This window comes from Haloferax mediterranei ATCC 33500 (assembly GCF_000306765.2).
Taxonomy (GTDB): Archaea; Halobacteriota; Halobacteria; order Halobacteriales; family Haloferacaceae; genus Haloferax; species Haloferax mediterranei.
In genome coordinates this window covers 19688-43486 of sequence record NC_017941.2, presented here as the reverse complement: position 1 = coordinate 43486, position 23799 = coordinate 19688, and the positions used below count along the sequence as shown (strand labels likewise).

At 61.9% G+C, this 23799-nt stretch carries 21 protein-coding genes; 9 read left to right on the top strand and 12 right to left on the bottom strand.

Annotated elements, in window-relative coordinates; genetic code table 11:
* Positions 1-18: 18 nt before the first annotated feature.
* Entirely contained in the window at positions 19-483 is a 465-nt protein-coding gene (locus HFX_RS00195) for a DUF6789 family protein (RefSeq protein WP_004058759.1), read from the bottom strand.
* A gap of 146 nt (positions 484-629) precedes the next feature.
* Between HFX_RS00195 and HFX_RS00190 the strand changes: the two genes are divergently transcribed.
* Positions 630-2834: an ATP-dependent DNA helicase gene (locus HFX_RS00190; RefSeq protein WP_004058761.1), complete on the top strand. Its 2205-nt coding sequence runs from the start codon at positions 630-632 to the stop codon at positions 2832-2834.
* A gap of 35 nt (positions 2835-2869) precedes the next feature.
* On the opposite strand, the gene HFX_RS00185 is transcribed toward HFX_RS00190, so the two are convergent.
* Complete coding sequence (locus HFX_RS00185; protein ID WP_004058763.1) at positions 2870-3460, bottom strand: methyltransferase family protein; 591 nt, start codon at positions 3458-3460, stop codon at positions 2870-2872.
* A gap of 141 nt (positions 3461-3601) precedes the next feature.
* On the opposite strand from HFX_RS00185, the gene HFX_RS00180 reads away from it, so the two are divergent.
* Positions 3602-4978 carry a cytochrome P450 gene (locus tag HFX_RS00180; RefSeq protein WP_004058766.1) on the top strand — a complete coding sequence of 459 codons (1377 nt, stop codon included), beginning with the start codon at positions 3602-3604 and terminating at the stop codon, positions 4976-4978.
* A 31-nt stretch (positions 4979-5009) separates the two neighbouring features.
* Here HFX_RS00180 and HFX_RS00175 read toward each other — a convergent pair whose 3' ends face one another.
* Positions 5010-5507, bottom strand: a complete 498-nt coding sequence (locus HFX_RS00175) for a 2'-5' RNA ligase family protein (RefSeq protein ID WP_004058768.1) — start codon at positions 5505-5507, stop codon at positions 5010-5012.
* Between the two features lie 65 nt (positions 5508-5572).
* Positions 5573-5767, bottom strand: a complete 195-nt coding sequence (locus HFX_RS00170) for a DUF7554 family protein (RefSeq protein ID WP_004058770.1) — start codon at positions 5765-5767, stop codon at positions 5573-5575.
* A gap of 76 nt (positions 5768-5843) precedes the next feature.
* Here HFX_RS00170 and HFX_RS00165 point away from each other — a divergent pair, with 76 nt between their 5' ends.
* Both HFX_RS00165 and HFX_RS00160 read left to right on the top strand, forming a co-directional pair.
* Positions 5844-7061 carry an SPFH domain-containing protein gene (locus HFX_RS00165; RefSeq protein WP_004058772.1) on the top strand — a complete coding sequence of 406 codons (1218 nt, stop codon included), beginning with the start codon at positions 5844-5846 and terminating at the stop codon, positions 7059-7061.
* A gap of 108 nt (positions 7062-7169) precedes the next feature.
* On the top strand, positions 7170-7664 hold the full coding sequence (locus tag HFX_RS00160) for an acyl-CoA thioesterase (RefSeq protein ID WP_004058774.1): 495 nt from the start codon (positions 7170-7172) through the stop codon (positions 7662-7664).
* A 27-nt stretch (positions 7665-7691) separates the two neighbouring features.
* Here the strand turns inward: HFX_RS00160 and HFX_RS00155 are convergent, their stop codons facing one another.
* The 6 genes from HFX_RS00155 to uvrB form a co-directional block, all read right to left on the bottom strand.
* Positions 7692-8684 (bottom strand): ribonucleotide-diphosphate reductase subunit beta, encoded by a 993-nt coding sequence (locus HFX_RS00155; protein ID WP_004058781.1) that lies wholly within the window; start codon positions 8682-8684, stop codon positions 7692-7694.
* A gap of 90 nt (positions 8685-8774) precedes the next feature.
* Positions 8775-11240, bottom strand: a complete 2466-nt coding sequence (locus HFX_RS00150) for a ribonucleoside-diphosphate reductase subunit alpha (protein ID WP_004058783.1) — start codon at positions 11238-11240, stop codon at positions 8775-8777.
* A 314-nt stretch (positions 11241-11554) separates the two neighbouring features.
* On the bottom strand, positions 11555-11995 hold the full coding sequence (locus tag HFX_RS00145; protein WP_004058785.1) for a universal stress protein: 441 nt from the start codon (positions 11993-11995) through the stop codon (positions 11555-11557).
* A 116-nt stretch (positions 11996-12111) separates the two neighbouring features.
* Entirely contained in the window at positions 12112-13197 is a 1086-nt protein-coding gene (locus HFX_RS00140; RefSeq protein ID WP_004058787.1) for a sulfite exporter TauE/SafE family protein, read from the bottom strand.
* Between the two features lie 14 nt (positions 13198-13211).
* A complete protein-coding gene (locus tag HFX_RS19005) occupies positions 13212-13406 on the bottom strand; it encodes a hypothetical protein (protein ID WP_081603719.1) in 195 nt (64 codons plus the stop codon).
* A gap of 328 nt (positions 13407-13734) precedes the next feature.
* Entirely contained in the window at positions 13735-15819 is a 2085-nt protein-coding gene (uvrB, locus tag HFX_RS00135) for an excinuclease ABC subunit UvrB (protein WP_004058788.1), read from the bottom strand.
* A gap of 88 nt (positions 15820-15907) precedes the next feature.
* On the opposite strand from uvrB, the gene HFX_RS00130 reads away from it, so the two are divergent.
* Positions 15908-16177 carry a DUF7553 family protein gene (locus tag HFX_RS00130; RefSeq protein WP_004058790.1) on the top strand — a complete coding sequence of 90 codons (270 nt, stop codon included), beginning with the start codon at positions 15908-15910 and terminating at the stop codon, positions 16175-16177.
* Positions 16178-16590: 413 nt separating this feature from the next.
* Here the strand turns inward: HFX_RS00130 and HFX_RS00125 are convergent, their stop codons facing one another.
* The gene (locus HFX_RS00125; protein WP_004058791.1) at positions 16591-17190 is read right to left on the bottom strand and encodes a hypothetical protein; all 600 of its coding nucleotides are present in this window, start codon (positions 17188-17190) and stop codon (positions 16591-16593) included.
* Between the two features lie 181 nt (positions 17191-17371).
* On the opposite strand from HFX_RS00125, the gene HFX_RS00120 reads away from it, so the two are divergent.
* A complete protein-coding gene (locus HFX_RS00120; RefSeq protein WP_004058792.1) occupies positions 17372-18847 on the top strand; it encodes a short-chain fatty acid transporter in 1476 nt (491 codons plus the stop codon).
* 67 nt (positions 18848-18914) lie between these two features.
* Here the strand turns inward: HFX_RS00120 and HFX_RS00115 are convergent, their stop codons facing one another.
* Entirely contained in the window at positions 18915-19775 is an 861-nt protein-coding gene (locus HFX_RS00115) for a sulfurtransferase (RefSeq protein WP_049917468.1), read from the bottom strand.
* Between the two features lie 251 nt (positions 19776-20026).
* On the opposite strand from HFX_RS00115, the gene HFX_RS00110 reads away from it, so the two are divergent.
* The 3 genes from HFX_RS00110 (at position 20027) to HFX_RS00100 (ending at position 23796) form a co-directional block, all read left to right on the top strand.
* The gene (locus tag HFX_RS00110) at positions 20027-20803 is read left to right on the top strand and encodes a sulfurtransferase (protein ID WP_004058799.1); all 777 of its coding nucleotides are present in this window, start codon (positions 20027-20029) and stop codon (positions 20801-20803) included.
* Positions 20804-20945: 142 nt separating this feature from the next.
* A complete protein-coding gene (locus HFX_RS00105) occupies positions 20946-22082 on the top strand; it encodes a thiamine ABC transporter substrate-binding protein (RefSeq protein ID WP_004058801.1) in 1137 nt (378 codons plus the stop codon).
* Position 22083: 1 nt separating this feature from the next.
* Complete coding sequence (locus HFX_RS00100; protein ID WP_004058802.1) at positions 22084-23796, top strand: ABC transporter permease; 1713 nt, start codon at positions 22084-22086, stop codon at positions 23794-23796.
* Positions 23797-23799 lie beyond the last annotated feature (3 nt).

Sequence of the window (23799 nt, the reverse complement as noted above, 5' to 3'; positions counted from 1 at the left end):
GACGAACGGACTGATTTTTCAGAAGAACCGCTCGACCGTCGGGAACGCCGCTCCGAGAACCGCGCCGTAGACGACGTGACCCATCAGACTCGTCGTGCTCACGTTCGGAAGCGGCGGGTTCGCGGGCGAACCGACGGCTCCGAGCCAGACCGGCATGACGAGGACAGCGAGGACGGCCCAGAGAACGACACCGTAGACGACACCACTACCGAGCGATTTTCCGAGCGAGTCGAATCCGACAACGCCAGCAAGTCCGGCGAACGCGATGCCGAGAATCGCGCCGTGGGCGACGTGGATGGTGAATCCGGCGGTCCCACCCATCAGCGTGTACATCGAGGGAATTGCGACTTCGAGAACCGGCCGCATCTGCATCAACATCATCGCGCCCATGACGAGCGCGGCGAGTACACCGGCGACGATGCCGGCTTGCCAGGAAACGGTTGCAGTCGATTCGGTTCGTGCGGTGGCTGTTTCTGACACCATGTGCCAGCGGTCGGAAGCGCCGCAGATAATGCTCTCTCGGCCGGGCGGAACCGCCGCACCGCGGGGACACTCTTATATGTCGGCTCCCGAATCGAGTGGGGGTACTGCTCCGAGGCTTTTAATCAGATGGCGGCCGAGAATCGTTCGTGGCCCACGCCAACGGCTCACCCGACGACAGCGACACGGAGAGAGCGTGGCGTTTCTTCCCGTACGACGAGCCGTATCCGAACCAGGAGGCGGCGATGTCCGGTATCGCGGACGCTCTCGACGAGGAGCGAAACGTCCTCCTCGAAGGGGCGACGGGGACCGGGAAAACCATCTCCGCGCTCGTTCCCGCGCTGTCGTACGCCCGCGAGCACGACAAGACGGTCGTCATCACGACGAACGTCCACCAGCAGATGCGGCAGTTCGTCGAGGACGCCCGCGCCATCACCAGACAAGAAGCTATCCGGGCGGTGGTCTTCCGCGGCAAATCCTCGATGTGCCACATCGACGTGGGCTTTCAGGAGTGCCAGACGCTCCGCGACACCACCCGAAGCATCGTCGAAAAGGAATCCGACAAGTCCGAACTCTCCGAACAGGCCCAGACGCTCCTCGACCAGATGCGCGAGGGCGAATCCGGCGCGGCGGACGCGAGAAGCGCCGTCACGGACGAACTCGACACCATCGACGACGAGTTAGAGCAGTTGAAGGAGGGCAACTACTGCGACCACTACTACAATAATCTCACGCAGAACACAGACGAGTTCTTCCAGTGGTTGTTCGACGACGTGCGAACTCCCGACGAGATTTTCGAGTACGCCGGCCGCCAAAACCTCTGCGGCTACGAGTTGCTGAAAGAGGGCATGGAGGGAATCGACCTCGTCGTCTGTAACTACCACCACCTGCTCGACCCGATGATACGCGAGCAGTTCTTCCGGTGGTTAGACCGCGACCCCGAAGACATCATCACCGTCTTCGACGAGGCGCACAACATCGAGGGGGCCGCCCGCGACCACGCCAGTCGCTCACTCACCGAAAACACCCTCGAAAGCGCCATGAACGAGTTGGAAGACGTGGACGATTCCCGTGCCGAGAGCGCCCGCAACGTCATCGGGACGTTCCTCGAATCGCTCCGCGATGGCTACGAAGAGGCGTTCGGCTTCGGCGAGCGCGAGCAGGTCGGCGAAAACTGGTACGACCTCTCGATTGCCAGTCAGGGCCGCCGCGACGACCTGACGATGGACTTCCTCCAGTCGTACGAGGGCCGCGGCATCGACATCGAAGTCGAACTCGCCTTGCAGTTGGGCAAGCGACTGGACGAACAGTACGAAGACGAGTACAAAAACGGCGACGCGACGACGCGTCAAGAGTGTCAAACCTTGCAGGCGGCGAACTTCATCGCCGATTGGATGGAGATGGGCGGCGACCTCGGTCGACACCCGATGCTCTCGGTTCGCCGCGACGGCGGAACCGACGAAATCTACGGTCGTGCCGAACTCTACACCTGCATCCCGCGAGAGGTCACCCGCGAACTGTTCGAAGAGGTTCACGCGAGCATTCTGATGTCGGCGACGCTCCGCCCGTTCGACGTGACCGAATCGACGCTCGGCCTCGACGACCCGGTGACGATGGCCTACGGACTCGAATATCCGGAGGACAACCGTCGGACCTTCTCGGTCTCACTTCCCGCGTTGTTCTCGTCGGAGCGCGACGACCCGGGCACGCAGGAGACTATCGAGCAGTTGCTCGCCGACGCCGCTCGGTTCACGCCGGGAAACACGCTCGTGTTCTTCCCCTCGTATTCGGAGGCCGAGCGCTACCACGAGCGTCTCCGCGGAAACCCCGCTGTCGATATCGACCTCTATCTGGACGAACCGGGCGTTCGAGCCGAAGAGATGCGACGCGAGTTCGTCGGCAAAGACAGCGCAGTGCTTCTCACGTCGCTGTGGGGAACGCTCGCCGAAGGCGTGAGTTTCGACGGCGACGACGCGCGAACCGTCGTGGTCGTCGGCGTTCCGTACCCGCATCTCTCCGAGCGCTTGGAAGCGGTGCAAGACGCCTACGACCGCGTCTACCGGGGCAAGAAGGATGCTGGCTGGCGCTATGCGGTCGAGATTCCGACGATTCGAAAGACCAGACAGGCCCTCGGTCGCGTGATTCGCGCGCCCAACGACTACGGTGTGCGCATCCTCGCCGACAAGCGCTACACGCGAGAGAGCTCGTCGATGGGGAAATACGGCGTCCGCGGGTCGTTCCCCGTCGAAGAGCGGGCCGAGATGGTCGACATCGCGCCGGGAAAACTCAAGTTCGCGATGCTGAACTTCTACAACGACCACGACGCCTACGATGGCGAGCCGCCGCGGCCGTGAAAACGGGAGCGACCGTGTAGCCGGTCGTAATCCGGTCACTTCGTCAGTTCTCGAATCGTTGTTCGGCCCACAAACCGGGGGACGTGCGCTGTGTACTGCTCGTACTCGTCTCTGTATTCTGCGCGAAGATGTGGTTCTTCGGCGAGCGGTAACAACAGAATCCACCCGACGTGTGCCGTGGCGAGAACGGCGACGAAAACCGAGTTCGTCAGCAACGCGAATCCGACGACACCGACAATCATGCCGACGTACTGCGGGTTTCGACTGTACGCATACGGCCCACCGGTGTAGAGGTCGCCGGTGACGCCCCGAACCTCGTCCGACTGCATCACGTTCGCGCTTCGGACGAAGATTCCCGTGCCGAGCGCCGAAATGACCGCTCCGACGACGAGCGATGCCGGTCTCGGTAGTATCCACTGATTCCAGTCGAGAACGGCAGCGGCGAGTATGGAGATATTGAACACGCCGACGAGCGACCAGTGCAGGTAGTACGCCCACGTCTTGTCGCCCGGCGGCCACCACTGCCGGGTCGTCGTGAGCGTGACCACCAAGATGAGAAAGATTCCGGCGGAGGCGAAAAGTCCCGCTCCGAAGGCGACGGGTGCCACGGTCGAAAGTGTCGTCATACGCTATTGTAGGGCGATTTAGAGCATAGGGCCTCTGCCGCACCCCTGCGGGAGGTTTTTATCGGCGCACCCGACGCGTCGAATCGCTCACCAATCACCTCCGCCGTGTAGTTCTTACCTCTTGGAACCAACACATACCCGATGAGTTCGACCCCTCCCGGACCGAAGGGCATCCCGCTTTTCGGCGCGAGCAGGCAGTACGCCCGCGACCCGTTCAGTTTCCTGACGGCGGTGGCGGACGCCTACGGTGATGTCATTCACTTCGACCTCGGGCCACTCGATACGTACATGCTCACGAACCCGGCCGATATCGAGACGGTGCTCGTGAGCGAGGCGTCGAAGTTCCGAAAACCCCAGTTTCAGGACCGCGCCATCGGCGACTTGCTCGGCGACGGACTCCTCATGAGCGAGGGCGCGACATGGAAGAAACAACGCCACCTCGCCCAACCGGCATTCGACGTGCGCCGCATCTCGACGATGGCCGAGATGATGACCGACCGAACGGAGTCGATGCTGTCGTCGTGGGACGACGGCGACGTGGTCGATGTGCAACTGGAGATGGCGCGGTTGACCGTCGAGATTATCGTCGACGCGATGTTCGGGACGGACCTCGACGACGAGCGAATTCGACGGGTACAGGAGAACCTCGAACCGCTCGGCGCGCGGTTCGAACCCGACCCGTTTCGTTTCCTTCTGCCCGACTGGGCACCGACGAGAGAGAACCGAGAGTACAAGCAGGCGCTATCGGTGCTCGAAGACCTCATCTGGGATATCGTCGACGACCGCCGCGGCACCGAGTACGCGTCGACTCCCGCGTCGTCCGTGGCGGCCGACGACTCGGTCGAGGGGGAACGGATGGACCTGCTTTCGATTCTGCTCCGCGCCTACGACGCGGGCGAGCAGACCGAAAAGAACCTCCGCGACGAGTTGATGACGATGTTGCTCGCGGGCCACGACACGACCGCCCTGACGCTGACATACGCGTGGTACCTGCTCTCGCAACATCCAGAAGCGGAAGCGAGGCTCCACCGTGAATTGGACGAGGTGCTCGGCGGGCGGACACCGACGTTCGAGGACGTTCAGAAGTTGGAGTACACAGAGCGCGTGCTAAACGAGGCGATGCGCCTGTACCCACCGGTGTACGTCATGTTCCGTGAGCCGAAAGTCGATGTTCGCCTCGGCGGCTATCGCGTCCCCAAAGGGTCGGCAATCATGCTTCCACAGTGGGTCGTCCACCGGTCGGAACGGTGGTGGGACGACCCGCTCGAATTCGACCCCGGCCAGTGGACACCCGAGCGGACGCAGGGTCGCCCGCGCTTCGCCTACTTCCCCTTCGGTGGTGGTCCTCGCCACTGCATCGGCAAGCACCTCTCGATGCTCGAAGGCCGACTCATCCTCGGGACCGTCGCCCAAGCGTACGAACTCGACTACGTTCGGAACGAACTGTTCTCGCTCCGCGGCTCGTTGACGATGCACCCCCAAGAACCGATAGGGATGCGACTGCGCGCCCGCGAATAGCCGCATTCTACCCGGTGATTCGCAACCTCGTTTAGGCTGGCAGTGAAATCGAGGCGACGCTCTCGCGGAACGACGAGTCGTAGAGGTCGACCTGTGAAACGGTCCACTCAACGGGTTCTATCTCCTTCCCGGCGACCACCCGCGCATCCGCGAGCGTTCCGCCGCGAGCGAGCGTGACGTGCGGGACGTAATCGTCACCTTCGAGACCGTCGATGGGACCGAATTCGTCGACGAGTCGCCGATGCAACTCGATGAGACCCGAACTCTCGACTTCGAGGTAGACGACCGGCGCGGAGCCGCGAGGTGGCTGTTCGAAGAAGTCGATACCGGTGACACGGGCTTCGAACGCGGGTTGCCCGACGAGCGTCTGCCGGAGGCGTTCGCGAAGGCGGTCGAATTCGGACTCCTCGAAGCGCTTGCAGACGAGCGTCTGCCGGTCGCGAACCCGGTCGAACGAGGCGAGATACGGAAACAGGTCGGACGCGAGGCGGGCGACCCGCCCCGGAACCGGGACGTTCAGACTGTACACGCCCGTGTCTCGTGGGTTAGACACAAAGACGTGTCGTCGTCGCCGCGACCGGACCAGTCAGGAGCTTAAATCCAGTCGAGGAACCAGAGGACGATGAGCGCCGCGGCGACGAGGCCGAAAAGCGGGAGACCAAGCCCGATAAGCGCACTAAACAGGCCGAACACCTCGCCGATGATTTCGAGCACCAGCCAGACGACCACGAGAACCAACACGATTTTCAGCAGGTCCTCCACGTCAACGCCGCCACGATTCGTTCTCATACCCGCCGCTCGGGCGTTCGAAGGCAAATACTTGGTGGCCGCGTAGCTTTATTCCCCTTCGGTGTCACTCTCCTGTATGGATAGCGTGTTCTACCAACTCGGAAAACTCTCCGCGACGACGTCGCCGGGGTCGTCGGGGTCCGGTGGCGGCGCTCGCGTCGATAGCGGCCCCTCCCGTATTCCGCGTTGGGTCGGTCCCCTCGCAGTTGCGGTGGTGGTATTCGGTATCGCCGTGATTGTCTTTCCCGTGACGCCACTGGCGCTCGTGGGCTACGTCTTCCTCGCGCTCGCCATCGCGGCGGTGTACGACGCCGTCGAAATCGTCCAGGCGTACGAAAAGCGAACGCTCACCATCTTCGGCGAGTACAAAGGAATCCTCGAACCGGGATTGAATATCATTCCGCCGTTCGTCTCGAAGACCTACCGCTTCGACATGCGAACACAGACGTTCGACGTGCCGACTCAGGAAGCAATCACCGAAGACAACTCGCCCGTCACGGCCGACGCAGTCGTCTATATTCGCGTGATGGACCCCGAGCGCGCCTTCCTCGAAGTCGACCACTACCAGCGGGCCGTCTCCCTCCTCGCGCAGACCACACTCCGCGCCGCCCTCGGCGACATGGAACTCGACGAAACGCTGGCGCGACGCGACCACATCAACTCACGCATCCGCCGGGAACTCGACGAACCGACCGACGAGTGGGGCGTCCGCGTCGAGTCCGTCGAAGTCCGCGAAGTCAAGCCCTCGAAGGATGTCGAAAACGCAATGGAACAGCAGACATCCGCCGAGCGCCGCCGCCGCGCCATGATTCTCGAAGCGCAGGGTGAGCGTCGCTCCGCCGTCGAGGCGGCGGAAGGGGCCAAACAGGCGAACATCATCGAAGCGCAGGGAAAAAAGCAGGCTGCAATCCTGCGCTCGCAGGGTGATGCCGTTTCGACGGTTCTGCGTGCTCGCGCTGCCGAGTCGATGGGCGAGCGAGCGATTATCGACAAGGGCATGGAGACGGTGGCAAACATCGGCACGTCACCGTCGACGACGTATGTCCTCCCGCAAGAACTCACCTCGCTTCTCGGCCGGTACGGAAAGGGGCTGACTGGCTCCGACGTACAAGCTTCGGCCGGTCTCGACAGTCTCGAATTCGACGAGGAAACCCGACAGCTCCTCGGGTTAGACGACATCAGCGAGATACTCGGTGAACTCGACCTCGACAAGACGGCGGACATCTCGGCGGACGCCGTCGACATCGAAATCGAAGACGGTGGCGTCGAAACCGAGTCCGAACGCGTCGAATAGGCGAAGTGGGAAGTCACCGAATGGGGGAACCCGGGCGATTAATCCAAGTTTATTTCTATTGTTTAGGACGTAGAATAAGTTAACAGCGTCCGCGATAGAGCTGGTTGTATGCAGCAGCAATCGACGGTTGGAACGCGGTCGTTGTCGGCATCCCGCGCCGAGATGAGCGAGATTCTGATGCCGAACGACACGAATAACCTCGGCCGTGCTCTCGGCGGGCGGATTCTCGAATGGATGGACATCTGCGGCGCAATTGCCGGGCGTCGGTACGCCGAGGGGCAGGTCGTTACGGCGTCGATGGACCACGTTGACTTTCTCGCCCCAATCGACGTGGGCGACGTGGTGACCGTCGAAGCGTACGTCTTCGACACTGGGCGAACGAGCATGGACATCAAGGTCGATGTGACCGCCGAGCGACCGAGCGAGGGGAAAAAGCGAGCGACGATTACGTCGTTTTTCACGTTCGTCGCACTGGACGAAGGCGAAACGCCGGTGCCGGTCCCGAAACTGGTCTGTGAGTCTGACAAAGAACGCGAACTTCGGGATTCGGCGCTCCGGAAGCGCGAGGAACACCGTGCCGCGTTGGCGGAATCGGACTCGTAACGCAGGCCGTCGAAACGGGTCGGCAGGTTACCAGTTGAGTTGGCCACCCGACTGGTACTCAGTGACCTGCGTCTCGAAGAAGTTCTTTTCTTTGTTCAGGTCGACCTGCTCTGTCATCCACGGGAACGGGTTGTCGGTCCCGAACTCGGCGCCCATCCGGAGTTGGCCGAGGCGACGGTCGGCGACGTATTCGACGTATTCGGCGAACTGGTCGGCGCTCATGCCGAGTACGTTCGGCGGGCACGCCTCGTGGGCGTAGGTTCGTTCGAGGTCGACGGCCTCGACGATGAGTTCGCGGACTTCGGCCTCGAATTCGTCGGTCCAGACGCCGGGGTTCTCGTCTCGAATCGTGTTGATGAGGTCGATTCCGAAGTTGAGGTGAAGCGACTCGTCGCGCATGATGTACTCGAACTGCTCGCCGACGCCGACCATCTTCCCGCGACGCTTCAACGCGAGCATCATGGCGAATCCGGCGTAGAAGAAGATACCCTCCATGATGACGTAGAAGCCAACGAGGTCACGGAGGAACGCGCGCAGGTCGTCGTCGGTCTCGATGGTGAAGTCGTCCTTGTCGATGGCCTGCGTGAGGCTCACGACGTACTCGTCTTTCGCCTCGATAGTCGGAATGCGGTCGTACATGCCGTACATGTACTCCGGGTCGAAGCCGAGCGAGTCACAGCAGTAGATGAACGTGTCCGTGTGGATGGCCTCTTCGTAGGCCTGTCGCAGGAGGTACTGGCGGCACTCCGGCGCAGTCACGTGGTCGTAGATGGCGAGGACGATGTTGTTCGCCGTGAGCGACTCGGCCGTCGAGAAGAAGCCGAGGTTCCACTCGACGAGACGGCGCTCGGACTCGGTGAGTTCGCCGGTCTTCCACTGCTGAACGTCGTCGCCCATGGGAACTTCCTCGGGAACCCAGTTGTTGGCGACGCCCTGTTTGTAGTACTCACGGGCCCAGTCATAGTCGATGGGCAGTATCTTGTTCGGGTCGTGTTGGGTGTCGTTATTGACTATCGGCATCGATGGTTTGGGGGTGTCTGCGACGGGTTTCGTATCGTCTGTGACTGGTCTGCTGGCGATTCAGTCGTCGCGTTGGTCGTCGTCACATCGTTACTGACAGGCGTCACAGGTCGGGTCCTCGACGCTTGGGAGGTCACAGGAACGTCCGCCGTCTGCGACTTCTTCGGGTGATTTGTCGGGTACGTCCTCGTCGTCGGTGGCGGAGGAGTTGCGGAACTGCGTGTCGTCGTACTCGCTCGTGTCGAGCGTGGACTTCTCGATTTGTGAGGCTCCGAGCGTGCGGAGGTAGTAGGTCGTCTTCAGACCGAGTTTCCATGCAGTTCGGTAGACCTCGTTCAGGAGTTCGCCGTCGGTGCTCGGGAAGAAGACGTTGTGCGACTGGCTCTGGTCTATCCAGACGGCGCGCTGTGCGGTGAGGTGCAGGAGGTGTCGGGGGTCGATTTCGAACGCACCGCGGTGGAGTTCACGTATCTCTTCGGGAATCGCCTCGATATCGGCGACAGAGCCGTCGTGGTACGTCAAGAGGTCGCGCATCTGTGCGTCCCACAGTCCCTCGGCTTCGAGGTCCGAGACGAGGTGTTCGTTGACGACCGTGAAGTCGCCAGACATGTTCGATTTGACGTAGAGATTGGAGTAGCGCGGTTCGATAGAGGGAGTCGTGCCCGCGATGGTCGAAATCGTCGCAGTCGGCGCGACGGCCATCGTATTGGAGTTGCGCATCCCGTGTTCGGCCACGTGTTCGCGGACGCGCTCCCAATCGAGCGTCTCGGTCCGGTCGAGAGGAATCTCGCGGCCGCGCTCGGCTTCGAGCATATCGACGGTGTCCTGCGGGAGGAGACCGCGGTCCCACTTCGACCCCGCGTAGGTCTCGTAGGTGCCGCGTTCGGCGGCGAGCTTCGAGGAGCCGAGAATCGCGTGGTACGCGAGCAGTTCGGCCGCGTCGGACGCGACATCGACGGCGTCGGCCGACGCCATGGGCACGCCCAGCTCGACGAGCGCGTCGTGGAAACCCATCATGCCGAGACCGACGGGGCGGTGGCGCATGTTCGAGCGCTCGGCGCGGTCGGTCGGGTAGAAGTTGAGGTCGACCACGTTGTCGAGCATGCGCATCGCCGTCTCCGCGGTCTCGGCGAGTTTCTCGCGGTCGAAGCCGTCACCGTCGGCGGCGACGTGCTGCGAGAGGTTGATAGAGCCGAGGTTGCAGACGGCCGTCTCCTCAGAGGAGGTGTTGAGCGTGATTTCGGTACAGAGATTCGACGAGTGGACCGTGCCGACGTGGTCCTGCGGTGAGCGGACGTTACAGGGGTCTTTGAACGTAATCCACGGGTGGCCCGTCTCGAACAGGCGCGTGAGCATCGTCCGCCAGAGGTCGGCGGCTTCGACGCGCTCGAACTGGTCGATTTCTCCCTCCTCGGCCAGTTGTTCGTACTCCTCGTATCGCGCTTCGAACTCGGAGCCGTAGGTCTCGTGGAGGTCCGGAACCTCGTCGGGCGAAAAGAGCGTCCACGATTCGTCGGCTTCGACGCGCTTCATGAACAGGTCCGGCACCCACGCCGCCGTGTTCATGTCGTGCGTCCGGCGGCGCTCGTCGCCGGTGTTGCGCTTGAGGTCGAGGAAGTCCGGGAAGTCTATGTGCCAGCAGGCGAGGTAGGCGGCCGCCGCCCCGCGACGCTTGCCCGAGCGGTTGATAGCCGACGTCACGTCGTTGGAAATCTTGAGGAACGGCACGGTTCCGGTCGATTCGACGCCGGTCGAAGAGATGAGCGAGCCAGCGGCGCGGATGTTCGTCCAGTCGTTGCCGAGACCGCCGGACCACTTCGAGAGCTTCGCGTGGGCCTTGTAGGAGTCGAAGATATCGTCGAGGTCGTCTTCGACGGTCGTGAGGTAACACGACGAGAGTTGCGGGTGCGTCGTTCCCGCGTGGAAGAGCGTCGGCGTCGAAAAGAGGAACCGAAGCGTCGAAAGCAGGTGGTAGAACTCCTTGGCGCGTTCCTGTCGGTCGGCCACGTCTTCGCGGAGGGCGATACCCATCGCAACCCGCATCAAGAAGGCCTGCGGGAGTTCGAGTCGTTCTTCGTCGGCGGTCCGGAGGAAGTAGCGCTGATAGAGCGTATCGACCGCGGTGTAGTCGAACAGGTCGTCGCGGTCGAGCGCGAGTTCCGCGGCGAGGTCGTCGAGGTCGTAGATGAGCATCCGCTCGTCGAGCAGGTCGGTCTCGACGCCGAAGCGGATGTTCTCGACGAACGTCTCGCGATAGACTTCGTCGCGGTTCTCGTCGTCCGGGCGCGAGCCGACGACTTCCTCGAAGTAGCCCTGTAAGAAGACATTGGCCGCGAGGTCGTCGTAACTCGGGTCGCGGTCGATTCGGGCGGTCAAGACGTCTGTAAGAACGTCGTACACTTCTTCCCGGGTCGCACCGCCGTACAGGTTCCGCTGTGATTCGGCGCAGAGCGTGTCGAGGACCTCATCGGGGATAGCCGCCTCAGTCCTCGTCGTCGCCCGGTCGAGGATGGCGCGTATCGTCTCGTCTAGTTCGGTCGTTGCTGTAGAGCTCATGGTGTTTCGACCGTCGGGTCACCGACACAATCACTCGTCTTCGGAGATAGTGTCGCCACTGGTGAAGCGGCCGAAGTGGCCTCGAATCGAGCGATTCGCGGGGAACCGACTGTGTCCGATGGTCCCGACGAAGCGATAAAAGAGTTACCAACTAAAATTGAGATATTGAAACTGTGTTTGTTTCTTAGTGGTGGAGATATCACCGGAGTTGGTTCGTGAGTAGAGATACGGTGAAGGTTCTCACGGGGCGGAAGCGTAGTCAAAAGAGTGTGGAAACAGCGGTGAAGAAACAGCCGATTCGACGGGTGAGTCGCCTACTCGTCGCCGCTCGCCCGGATAGTCAAGACGGGCGCAGACGATTTTCTGACGACGCGCTCGGTGACGCTCCCGACGAGGTAGTGGTCGAGGCCGGTTCGGCCGTGTGTCGCCATCACGACGACGTCGATGTCGGCGTCGTCGGCGTAGTCGATGATGACCGCGTGCGGGACGCCTTCTTCGACAAGCTTCTCCGTGGCGACGGTGTCTGGAAGCGCATCGATAGCGGCGTCAGCAGCGTTCTCCGCGCGTTTGCGCTCGGATTCTTCCCACACGTCGGGGGCGATACCGGCGGACGGCGTCTCGAAGCGGTTGCGCGAGTCGGCGACTGAGAGGACGTGAACGGTCGCGTCGTACGTCTCCGCGAGGGTTGCTGCGTGTTCGATTGTCGCGTCGGTTGCATCGCTGCCGTCGGTCGGAAGGAGGATGTGGTCGTACATCGGAATAGATTGGACGTTGATTTCGTGCGTGGAGTAGGTTTGGGGTTCGTTTCAGGAACTGGGAAGTAGTTCGTGTCAGACAGACGGAGTGTGTCCGAGACGGGCGGTCCGCCCGATTAGAAACCACCGAACGCCATCAGGAACAGCGCCAGCGAGATAATCGCGAAGAGGACGCCGACGAAGTTCTTGATGGTGTCAGTCTCCAGTGCGTTCGACACGTAGGGCGCGATTTGGCCGCCGAGAACCGTCGCGGGGACGGTGAAGACGACCATGTTCCACGGCGTGCTGGCGAGCGAAAGCGAGTGGCCGCCGACGAGGCCGCCGCCGAAGACGTGGACGAGCGACGCCAGAATGGCGGTCAGCGCGACCACGATGTGGTTCGTGCCGATGGCAACGCGGACGGGGACCTTCGTTCCGAGCATCGAAATGATGCCGAGTTCGCCGATACCGAAGCCAGCGAGGCCCTGGAACGTGCCGCCGATACTGTAGTTAGCGAAGCGACGGAGGTAGCCACCGCGGGTGTAGCGGTAGTCGTCGCCCTCGCGGTCGACGCGGGTGACGGTTCCGTCGTCAGCCGTGTGGACGCCCGCGGGACCGAGCTTTCCGGGGTCGTTCGGCAGGTCGGTGACGGTTCCGCCGTCAGTGGCGGTCGCGTGGTCCGAACCGGACGAACCAGGTTCCTCGTGGTTGAGGTCCGTCTTGAACAGGAGGTACGACGCCGCGAGAAGCGCGATTCCGAGCAGCGCGTGGAAGACGACTTCCGGGATGATAAACGAAAGTAGCGCGCCTCCGACGACGAACGGAATCGACCCGGCGACGAGACTCAGCGCGAGTCGCCGGTCGACGAGTCCGTACTGGATGAACGCGACGGCCGAACTCGACAGACCGAACGCCTCGCTGATGAGACCCACCTTCACCAACGTCGCGGGTTCGAGAGGATGCGCGAAGATTGGGAAGATGAAGATGAGAAACGGGACGAACAGGGCCGACCCGCTGATTCCAACCGTGTTCACGATAGTCGCTCCGGTAACGAACACCGGGAACAACCACCAGTATTGGAGCCAATAGTCCATATTGGCGTCGGCCGGCGTCGGCGCTATGGTGAACACAGCGGCGAGGAACAGCACGGGTGCGATGAACACGAGAATGTGTTGGTACTTCAAGAACGACTTCTGGACGTGACTGAGAGACTGAGAGCTCATGGTTCTCGTTGTTATCAGTTCGCAGTGACGTTCGCGCCTACTCGCGTGGAGTGACGCGACGAAAATAGCCTGCACACCGAATCGTCAGCGGAATCGACCCGCGCGTGTTCACCGACTACCGAAGATGGGACCGCATCGCACACCGGGAGCGCCGGTGTCGAGCGACCGCCCGGACTGTCGAGCGACGAGCGCTCGGACGTGGAGGTCATTCAGGTAATGCCTCCGTTCGGATAGGCGTGGTGAACGGGGTATCCTGCGGCTTCGTCCGCCGAGTTGCGGATCACGGTGGGTCGGGCATAGCGAAGTCGGGGTGATAAGTCTTGATGACTACACAGGTTTTGGGTACGTTCCCCACACCGACGGGCGTCGAAAAAGCGGCGACATGTGTTCCGACCCGAAGACTGTGGCACGCATGAGAGGGCAAGTACCCGCCGAACGAGACTCCGATCGGTCTCGTAGATGAGTCGTTCGCGGGTCTCAGCGGGAGTGAGCCACTGGCGCGCGTCGGCTTACCGACTGGTTCGCTACGCAGGAACGTCAGAACTCGTCCGGCGGGGCGAGACCGTCGTCGTCCTCATCGGAGTATTCCGGCGCGACGCCGTCGTCGAGCGCGTCGATGTCAAACTCGCGTCTGAGGTTCTGAATCCGGTCGCGGATGTCCGCGGCCAGTTCGAATTCGAGATTGTCGGCGGCCTCCTGCATCCGGTTTTCGAGGAACGCGATCTGTTTGGCTGCTTCGTCGGCATCACCGGGAGCGTCGCCCGAGACGCCTCGGGTGTCGGTCTTGCTTCCGGGGAGGTTCGTCTCGCCGACTTCCTTTTCGATGGTCTTCGGTGTGTGGCCGTGTTCCTCGTTGAACTCCTGTTGGATGCGACGACGACGCTGCGTCTCGGAGATAGCCGCCTCCATCGCATCGGTCATCTCGTCGGCGTAGAGGACGACCTCGCCGTTGACGTTGCGGGCGGCGCGGCCCATCGTCTGGACGAGTGTGGTCTCGGAGCGCAGGAAGCCCTGCTGGTCGGCGTCGAGGATGGCGACGAGCGAGACTTCCGGGATGTCGAGTCCTTCGCGGAGCAGGTTGATACCGACGAGCACGTCGATATCGCCGAGGCGGAGCGACCGAATGAGTTCGTGGCGTTCGAGCGTGTCGGTCTCGTCGTGCATATAGGCCACGTCGACACCGGCTTCTTCGAGGTATTCGGTGAGGTCTTCGGCCATCCGCTTCGTGAGCGTGGTCACGAGGACGCGCTCTTCGCGGTCGATTCGCTCGTCGATTCGGGCCATGAGGTCGTCTACTTGGCCTGTTGCCTCCGTGACCTCGACTTTGGGGTCAACGAGGTGCGTCGGCCGAACGATTTGTTCGACGATTTGCTCGGAGTGCTCGCGCTCGTAGTCGCCGGGCGTCGCGGAGACGAACAGCGCTTGGCCGACTTTCTCCTCGAACTCCTCGAACGTCAGCGGGCGGTTGTCGTAGGCCGTCGGGAGCCGGAACCCGTTTTCGACGAGCGAATCCTTCCGGGATTTGTCGCCCGCGTACTGGCCCTTTATCTGCGGGAGCGTGACGTGCGACTCGTCGACGACGGTGAGGAAATCGTCGGGGAAGTAATCGAGGAGGGTGTACGGCGAATCGCCCGGTTTGCGGTCCGAGAGGTGGACCGAGTAGTTCTCGATGCCGGAGCAGTGGCCCGTCTCGCGCAGCATCTCGATGTCGAAGGTGGTCCGCTCTTCGATTCGTTGGGCGGCGACGAGGTCACCCTGTCGCTGGAAGTGCTTCACGCGCGCTTCCATCAGTTCCTCGATTTCGGAGATAGCGCCTTCGAGTTGGTCTTCCGGAATCGAATAGTGTTCCGCCGGGTGGACGAGCACCGCCGGTTCCGACGACTTGACCTCGCCTTCGAGCGGGTCAAGCTTCAGCATCCGGTCGATTTCGTCGCCCCAGAACTCGACGCGGACCGCGTAACGCCCGTACATCGGGAACACTTCGACGGTGTCGCCGCGGACGCGGAACGTACCCTGTCGGAAATCCACGTCGTTTCGCTCGTAGTTGAGGTCCACGAGGCGTTTGAGCAATTCGTCGCGGTCGAGTTGCTCACCGACTTCGAGGCGGAGGGACATGTCGGTGTAGTTCTTCGGGTCGCCGAGACCGTAGATGGCGGAGACCGAAGCGACGACGATAACGTCGTCGCGGGTGAGAAGCGACCGGGTCGCGGAGTGGCGCAGGCGGTCGATTTCCTCGTTTATCGACATGTCCTTGTCGATGTAGGTGTCGGTCTGTTCGATGTACGCCTCGGGTTGGTAGTAGTCGTAGTAGGAGACGAAATACTCCACCGCGTTGTCGGGAAAGAGGCTCTTGAACTCCTCGTACAACTGGGCGGCGAGTGTCTTGTTGTGTGCGAGGACGAGCGTCGGTTTCTGAATCTCCTCAATAACCCACGAGACGGTGTTTGTCTTGCCGGAACCGGTGACACCGAGGAGGGTCTGTACGTCGGCACCCTCGCCGTAACCGCGGGCCAGCGCTTCGATTGCCTCGGGTTGGTCGCCCGCCGGGTCGAAGGGCGCATCGACGCGGAATTCGCGGTCTACCTCGGGTCTATCGGCGGACAGGGGACCGGACTCGCTCATTGTCCGTCGTTGGGTCGCGGTGTACTTGAGCGAGGCGGTGCTTGTCGCCGGAGGAACGGTTTTCCGTTGACTTACCGTACCATACCGTATGTCACGACCAGAACTCGAACGAGCGAGTCAGTTGCTCAAGGAGGCCGCCGAAGCGACGGACGGAGAGGTACAGGAACAACTCTACGACCAGTCCGACCAGTTAGCGAAACTCGCGACGCGCGACCAAGGACCGGACCACGGCCGCCTCGCGCGCCACATGACGACGCTCAACGACCTCGCCGAAGAAGTCGACGGCGACGTCGAAGAGACGGTGCGCGAAGCGCGACAGGAAGTCCTCGAATACCGAAAAGACGTTCCGGGCGTCTGACGCTCGTCTGACACACCCCTTCGTTTCAACTGGAACGAGAGGAGTTGGCACGCCCATCTTTTGCGCTACGGGCTGGCGCTGCCAGCCCTCGGCAAAAGCTGGACCAAATACGTATCGCGCTCCCGTTGGTCGCGCTCACGCCTCGTCTTCGGCGAGTGAACCAGCGACCTACCGAGTCCTAACGGACCACTCGGTCGCCGGATGCTAGCCAACGGCCGTCCGGATGGGTCACAATCTCCGGTAGTATGGAGTTTCAAAGAGTCGACAGACCGGTACTACAAGAATATTGTACCGCGACTCGGCCTTCGGCCTCATCGCGGCTTTTTTGCTCCAGGTTTTTGCTCCAGGTTTTTGCTCCAGGTTTTTGCTCCGAGCGGGTCGCCTTCGGCGACCCCGAGGAGTAAAAAAGTAGGTTAACAGACGTTCTTCGGCTTGATTCCCATCCCCTCCAGCGTCTCGACGTACTCCTCGTATGCGGTTTCGACGACTTCGTCCGCGGCCTCGCGGGCGACAGCCTCGTCCTCGGCGAATTCGTCCACGGCGTTCGCGAGCGTGTCGAGTTGGTCGTTGAGGTCGGTCTTGAGCGTGCGGAACGTACTCGCGGTCATCGGGTCCGCATCGCCGACGAAGAAGCCGACCATCTGCTCGACGGTCTTCAGCGAAACGAGCGCGCGTGCGAGCGCGCCGCCGAGTCGTTCGTCGGTTGCGTCGAAGTCCGAAAGCAAGTCGTAGATAGCCGGTGCGTCGGAATCGGGGTCGAAATCGACGGTTTCGGCGTGGTCGCGGGCGGTGTCGGCGAGGTCCGAAAACAGGTCGACAACCTCGTCGTTCGACTCGTCGGCGGCCCACGAATCGAACAGGTCGATTGCGGCGTCGGCCTCGGCGGCTGCCGCGGCGCGAACTGCGTCCCCATCCATCTCGCCGCCGGTAACGGCGTACAGCGCCTTCGAAGAGCCGAGTCGAGAGAGAGGTGTCTCGTGCGCATCGCGAAGCGAGTCGAGGAAATCTGTCATGCGGATATGTACGTCCGAGTTGGGTTTGTACCCATCGGCGGCGGCGAATTCCGGGGGCAGTCTACGACGGTGGAGTGACGCAAGGTCAGCGCCACAGACACGTGATTCAGTGATTATGACCGTCGTAGTCAGGTCAGAATCTAAAAAATTATGTTTAACTATGATTATGGTATGTTGAATCATGTCAAACTTCATCAGAGCAGCAGCGGAGAGTAGTTCGGAACTCGTCGAGCGCTACCTGCCCGACGCATTCCTGTTCGCTATCATCCTGACGGGGGTCGCATACATACTGGCGTTCGTCTCCGTCTCGCCGGGCACGGGGACAAGCACCGTCAGTCACGCGAGCAACATCCTGATGGACGGGTGGTACGGCGGGTTCTGGAACCTGCTTTCGTTCGGGATGCAGATGACACTCATTTTGATGACGGGCTACGCGCTCGCACAGACGCGACCGGTCGATAGGCTCCTCACCAAACTCGCGAGAGTTCCGGACACCGAGCGGGGAGCCGCCGCGATGGTTCCCGTCGTCGCCGCCGGGGCGTCGTTCGTCCACTGGGGGCTTGGGTTGGTGGTCGGCGCGCTGTTCGCCCGGAAGGTTGCAACCGAAATTCGCGGCATCGACTTCCCAATCGTCGTCGCTGGCGCGTACGCCGGATTCGTGGTCTGGCACGGCGGCCTCGCCGGGTCGATTCCGCTCTTGTTGAACACTGACGGGAACTTCCTCATCGAAGCCGGTGTTCTCGATACGACGTTCGGTACCGGTGGCACCATCTTCACCGTGGTGAACCTCGCTCTCGTGGCTGTCGTCGGCTTCCTCTTTCTCCCCGTGCTGTTCGCGTTGATGTACCCGAAGTCGGACGCGAAGAAGACGCCCATCGACCCCGAGGAGTTGGAAGCAGCGACCGACGGCGGCGAGCGAATGGACAATTCGGGAGCCTCGTCGGATGCACGGTCCGACGGCGGCACGGCGAACGTCTCGCTTCCCGAGGATGCATCCCTTGCGACGCGTATCGAGCATTCGTCCCTCATCGGCATGGGTATCGGTCTCGTCGGCTTACTGGCCGTTGGCCTGTTCTTCTGGGACGGAATTCAGGCGGGAACGATGCCGTGGAACAACCTGAACCTGAATATCGTCAACTTCGCGTTTCTCTTCCTCGGACTCCTGTTCCACAGGACACCCAAGGCGTATATCGAAGCTATCGTCGAAGCGGTCGAGAACGTCTGGGGAATCATCCTTCAGTTCCCCTTCTACGCTGGCATCATGGGCATCATGGCCTACGCGCCGGAGGGGTCAGTCAGCCTCGCAACGCAAATTGCACAGGGGATGGTCGCCGTCGCACCCGATGGGACGCTCCCGGTGTTCGCCTTCTTCACCGCCGGTCTCGTGAACTTCTTCGTCCCGTCCGGCGGGGGCGAGTGGGCTGTCATCGGCGAGACGCTCGTCACGGCCGCGAAAGCGTCCGGCGAGTCGATTCCTCGGGTCGCCATCGCCGCAGCGTGGGGAGACGCGTGGACCAACATGATTCAGCCGTTCTGGGCCATTCCGCTTCTCGCCATCAGCGGTCTCTCAGTCCGCGACATCATGGGCTACTGCGTGATGGTACTCTTCGGCGTGGGCGTTATCGTCGCTGTCGGCGTCAGCGTGCTCCCGATGTGACCGCAAAAAGAATCGAAAATCGGATTCGAGACGACTGAGTCCGAGACGAACTGAAACGGAGGCGGCCTCAGTTTCCTTTCTCGACGGGCGCGCCGACGAGGTTGCCCCACTCCGTCCACGAGCCGTCGTAGTTGGTGACGTTCTCGTAGCCGAGGAGTTCGTGCAGGGCGAACCATGCGATGGACGAACGCTCGCCGATGCGGCAGTAGGCGATGGTGGACTGGTCGCCTTCGATGTCTTCCTTCGCGTAGAGTTCGCGGAGTTCGTCGGCCGACTTGAACGTGCCGTCGGCGTTGACCGTTGCGGCCCACGAGATGTTGCTGGCACCCGGGACGTGGCCGCCGCGCTGGGCGGTCTCCTGCAGTCCCGGCGGGGCGAGAATCTCGCCGGAGAACTCTTCAGGCGAGCGAACGTCGACGAGCGGCAGACCCTTGTCGATTGCCTTTTCGACGTCGTCGCGGTAGGCGCGGATGTCCTCGAACGGACCCTTCGCCGTGTAGTCTTGCTCCGAGAAGGACGGGGTTTCGTCGGTGGTCGGGTAGTCGTTGTCGATCCAGAAGTCGCGGCCGCCGTTCATGAGGTGAACGTCCTCGTGGCCGTAGTACTTGAACTGCCAGTAAGTGTAGGCAGCGAACCAGTTCGAGTTGTCACCGTAGAGGACGACCGTCGAATCCTCCGAGATGCCGTGGGAGCCGAGAAGGTCCTCGAAGTCCTCCTTCGTCAGTATGTCGCGAGTCGTCTGGTCCTGAAGCTGGGATTCCCAGTTGAAGCCGATGGCACCGGGTGCGTGACTTTCGTCGTACGCCTCGGTGTCAACGTCGACTTCGACAAGTCGGTACGTCGGGTCGTCGCTCTGGAAGTCGTCGAGGTGGGATTCCACCCAGTCCGCAGAGACGAGTACGTCCTTTGCGTAATCGGAGTTTGACATCGCATCTTCCCATACGAAACCGAACCCCATAACTTTCACATCGACGGCATGTACATCCTGACCCCGGGTGATGCGGCAAGTATCACCCAGAATTTGGGGGTTCGGCCGTCGGGTGGGTCCCCATAACCGGTGTTTGGCGGGTTTTGAAGTCGTTTTTTCGATATACCGGCAACATACTCTGCTACTCCGGACACGGGGCGAGGGGTGCGAGGAGCCGCGAACCTAAATCCACGGAATGGATACGTGGGCGCATGGTAGACGTGGTCTCTGCGACGTGGCTCGCGGACCGACTTGACGATGTTCGCGTAGTTGACGTGCGAGACAGTTGGGAATTCGACGGTATCGGACATCTTCCGAGTGCCGTCTCGATTCCATTCGACGAGTTTCGAAGCGCCGATGGTGACACGGGTATGCTCCCCGGTCGAGACGTATGGTCCGACCTCATGTCGAATGCGGGTATCGCGGCCGATGACGACGTAGTCGCCTACGACGACACCCACGGCGTCTTCGCGGCCCGGTTTCTCGTGACGGCGCTGTTGTACGGCCACGACTTCGAGAAGTTGCATCTCCTCGACGGCGACTTCAGCGCGTGGAACCGCGAGCACGAAACGACGACCGAGGCGACCGAGGTGGCCGCGACGACCTACGAACCCTCCGACCCCGAAACGACACCGCTCGTCGATTTCGAGACGGTCCAAGCGGCACTCGACGAGCCAGAAGCGGTCATCGTCGACACTCGCGAGCCAGAAGAGTTTGTGGAAGGGCACCTCCCCGGCGCAGTCAACCTCGATTGGCGCGAACTCGTCGACGACGAGACCCGTGGGCTGAAACCACGCGAAGAAATCGACGCGATTCTCGAAGGGGTCGGAATCACGCCCGACCGGCGAGTCGTGCTCTACTGCAACACTGCGCGCCGAATCAGCCATACCTACGTCGTCCTCTCACATCTCGACTATGACAATGTCGAGTTCTACGAGGGCAGCCTCACGGAATGGGAAGCCCGCGACGGGGCTATTATCGAAGGATAGTCCACGACAGTACTCTTGTTAATACACGCTCATTAGTCAAAGCGGTTCCCTCGAATACAGCCGTTTCACAACCTCTCAGCCGGGAGTATCGAAACCGGACGTATCACGGGCGTTAAATACCACACAGTACAACAACCCGGTAATGAGACGACGGACCTTCTTGAAGGCCGCCGGTGCGAGTGGTGCTTCGGCACTCCTCGCCGGATGTACCGGAACAGGTGGCGAGTCGACGACGACCGAGCAGTCTGGTGGGGCTACGGGGACGACAACGACGCAAGGGACAACCACAGGCGGGGAGTCTCCGACACTCACCATCGGAACCTACGGGCCGTTCGTTGACACGGTGAGTTCGAGCCCCGGTCCGTGGCTGAAAGACCAGTTCGAATCTGAGTTCGATGCAACACTGAAGTGGCAGACACCCGATTCGGGCGTCAATCACTACATCGAGCGCTCACACCGCGGCGTCGAATCCGGTGCCGACCTTTACGTCGGCCTCGACGCGCAGATGCTCGTCCGCATCGACGAGAACCTCGACGGCGAACTGTTCACGCCGACCGAAGGACTCTCTCACAGTGGCGACGTGAACGAAGAACTCGAATTCGACCCCAAGGGACGCGCCGTCCCCTACGACACAGGCTACGTATCTATCGTCTACAACGAGACGCTAGGCGACGACGGGGCGTTCACCGCGCCGAAGACGTTCGACGAGCTGCTCAAACCCGAATTCGAGGGGACGCTTCTCGCACAGAATCCCACGTCGTCGGGGACGGGGAAGGCGTTCTTACTCCACACCATCGACGCGAAAGGTGAAGATGGCTACCTCGACTACTGGGCCAAGTTGAAGGAAAACGGCGTCCGCGTTCTCGGCGGATGGGAACCAGCCTACAACGCCTACTCGAAGGGCGAGGCCCCGATGGTCGTCTCGTACTCGACCGACCAGGTCTATGCCGCAGAGTCCGGCGAGGACATGGCCAAACACCAGATTCGATTCCTGAACGACCAGGGCTACGCCAACCCCGAAGGGATGGCCACCTTCGCCGACGCCGCCAACCCAGAACTCGCAACCGAGTTCATGGACTTCATGCTTCGGCCCGAAGTGCAGGCCGAAATCGCCGTCCGGAACGTTGCGTTCCCGGCGACAACCACCGCTGAACTCCCCGCCGACTTCGCCAAATACGCCCACGAACCGCCGGAAGCCGTCACGTTCTCCTACGACCGCCTCAAGGGTAACCTGAGTGACTGGACCGACGCGTGGGAACAAGAGTTCGCAAGCAAGTGAGGTGAGCGGAATCCCGGCACGCCGGGTCACTCGCCTGCTCGAACAGCGACTGCTCTCGGTCGTCGCGGCGGCCACCGCCGTCATCCTCCTCGTCCTCTTTTATTACCCCGTCGCCACCGTTTTCGCTGACGCGGTGCTCGAAGAGGGCGGGTTTACCCTCGACCCCATCATTTCGATTCTGACGAACGAGTTCTATCTGGTCGATATTATCTGGTTTACGGCGAAGCAGGCGTTCTACTCGACTATCGCCAGTCTCGCGCTCGGGCTTCCCGCCGCGTGGTTGTTCTCCCGCTTCGAGTTCCCCGGCCGCGAGACGCTTCGTTCGCTCACCATCCTCCCGTTCGTCATGCCCTCTATCATGGTCGCTATCGGGTTCGTTGCGACGTTTGGCCGCAACGGGACGCTCAATCGCGCACTCTCGGTCGTCGGTCTCCCGCCGGTCGAGTTACTGTTTACGCTCGAAGCCATCATCGTCGCCCACGCGTTCTACAACGCGCCGCTCGTCGCCCGCATCGTCACCGCCGCGTGGGAGAGTGTCGACGCCCGAACCGTCGAAACGGCCCGCTCGCTCGGTGCGAATCCTCGTCGGGCCTTCCGCGACGTGGTCCTTCCGCAACTCCTTCCGTCGGTCGGTATCGGCGCGACCCTGACGTTCATCTTTACGTTCGCGTCGTTTCCCATCGTCCTCGCGCTCGGCGGGTTCCAACTGGCGACCATCGAGGTGTTCGTCTACTCGAAGGTCCGCGACCTCGCTTACGCCGAAGCGGCCAGTCTGGCAGTCATCGAGACAGTCATCTCGCTCACGCTAACGGCGGTGTACCTCTGGTACGAGGCGAATCAACGTGCCGCCGGTGGAGCGGCAAGCCCGCTTCCGCGACAGTCCGTGCTCCCGGCCGACTGGACGCCGAAAGCAGCCCTCAGAACAGTCGGTATCGCCGGATACGGAATCATCATCGGACTCGTCTTCATCGTCCCGATTGCGAGCATGGTTCTCGCGAGCGTCACCGGCGGCGACGGCGGGTTTACCCTCTCGCATTACGCATTCCTCGTCGAGCGGCAGGCGACCGGCGCGAGCTTTCAGGTAAAGCCGCTTCCAGCCATCTGGAATTCGCTCGTCTTCGCCGCGGGAACGCTCCTCGTCGCCGTCCCGATGGGCGTGACGATGGCCATTCTCACGACTCGGCAGTACCGCGGCCGCGGTCTTATCAACGTGCTCTCGATGGCCCCCTTTGCGGTTTCGGGTATCGTCGTCGGTCTCGGTCTGCTCCGCGGTCTCGTCTTCGGCGTGGACGTGTTCGGAACCCGAATCCGCGTCACCGGGACGCTCGCAATCATCGCCGCCCACTCGGTCGGTGCGTACCCCTTCGTCACGCGAAATGTGGCACCCCTGTTTTCCCGACTCGACGGCCGACTCGTGGAGTCAGCCCGGTCGCTCGGTGCGACCCGAACTCGCGCACTCCTCGACATCGAGTTGCCCCTTGTCTGGACCGGCGTCGTCGCCGGAGCCGCCTTCGCCGTCGCTATCAGCATCGGCGAGTTCGACTCGACGATTATCCTCGCGGAAGGGTCGGGAAGCTACACGATGCCCGTTGCGGTCGAACGGTTCCTCGGCCGCCGACTCGGTCCCGCGACGGCGATGGGGTGTGTCCTCCTCGTCGTCACCTCGATGAGCTTCGTCGTCATAGACCGATTCGGTGGAAGGGGTGAGCTATGAACG

Excerpts from the sequence above, each read along its gene's own strand:
- uvrB (WP_004058788.1), bottom strand. The coding sequence starts at position 15,819 with ATGAGCGAGTCCGGTCCCCTGTCCGCCGATAGACCCGAGGTAGACCGC.
- HFX_RS00145 (WP_004058785.1), bottom strand. The coding sequence starts at position 11,995 with ATGTACGACCACATCCTCCTTCCGACCGACGGCAGCGATGCAACCGAC.
- HFX_RS00115 (WP_049917468.1), bottom strand. The coding sequence starts at position 19,775 with ATGTCAAACTCCGATTACGCAAAGGACGTACTCGTCTCTGCGGACTGG.
- HFX_RS00170 (WP_004058770.1), bottom strand. The coding sequence starts at position 5,767 with ATGAGAACGAATCGTGGCGGCGTTGACGTGGAGGACCTGCTGAAAATC.
- HFX_RS00155 (WP_004058781.1), bottom strand. The coding sequence starts at position 8,684 with ATGCCGATAGTCAATAACGACACCCAACACGACCCGAACAAGATACTG.
- HFX_RS00110 (WP_004058799.1), top strand. The coding sequence starts at position 20,027 with ATGGTAGACGTGGTCTCTGCGACGTGGCTCGCGGACCGACTTGACGAT.
- HFX_RS00140 (WP_004058787.1), bottom strand. The coding sequence starts at position 13,197 with ATGAGCTCTCAGTCTCTCAGTCACGTCCAGAAGTCGTTCTTGAAGTAC.
- HFX_RS00160 (WP_004058774.1), top strand. The coding sequence starts at position 7,170 with ATGCAGCAGCAATCGACGGTTGGAACGCGGTCGTTGTCGGCATCCCGC.
- HFX_RS00195 (WP_004058759.1), bottom strand. The coding sequence starts at position 483 with ATGGTGTCAGAAACAGCCACCGCACGAACCGAATCGACTGCAACCGTT.
- HFX_RS00120 (WP_004058792.1), top strand. The coding sequence starts at position 17,372 with ATGTCAAACTTCATCAGAGCAGCAGCGGAGAGTAGTTCGGAACTCGTC.
- HFX_RS00150 (WP_004058783.1), bottom strand. The coding sequence starts at position 11,240 with ATGAGCTCTACAGCAACGACCGAACTAGACGAGACGATACGCGCCATC.
- HFX_RS19005 (WP_081603719.1), bottom strand. The coding sequence starts at position 13,406 with ATGACCTCCACGTCCGAGCGCTCGTCGCTCGACAGTCCGGGCGGTCGC.
- HFX_RS00125 (WP_004058791.1), bottom strand. The coding sequence starts at position 17,190 with ATGACAGATTTCCTCGACTCGCTTCGCGATGCGCACGAGACACCTCTC.
- HFX_RS00105 (WP_004058801.1), top strand. The coding sequence starts at position 20,946 with ATGAGACGACGGACCTTCTTGAAGGCCGCCGGTGCGAGTGGTGCTTCG.
- HFX_RS00130 (WP_004058790.1), top strand. The coding sequence starts at position 15,908 with ATGTCACGACCAGAACTCGAACGAGCGAGTCAGTTGCTCAAGGAGGCC.
- HFX_RS00165 (WP_004058772.1), top strand. The coding sequence starts at position 5,844 with ATGGATAGCGTGTTCTACCAACTCGGAAAACTCTCCGCGACGACGTCG.
- HFX_RS00180 (WP_004058766.1), top strand. The coding sequence starts at position 3,602 with ATGAGTTCGACCCCTCCCGGACCGAAGGGCATCCCGCTTTTCGGCGCG.
- HFX_RS00185 (WP_004058763.1), bottom strand. The coding sequence starts at position 3,460 with ATGACGACACTTTCGACCGTGGCACCCGTCGCCTTCGGAGCGGGACTT.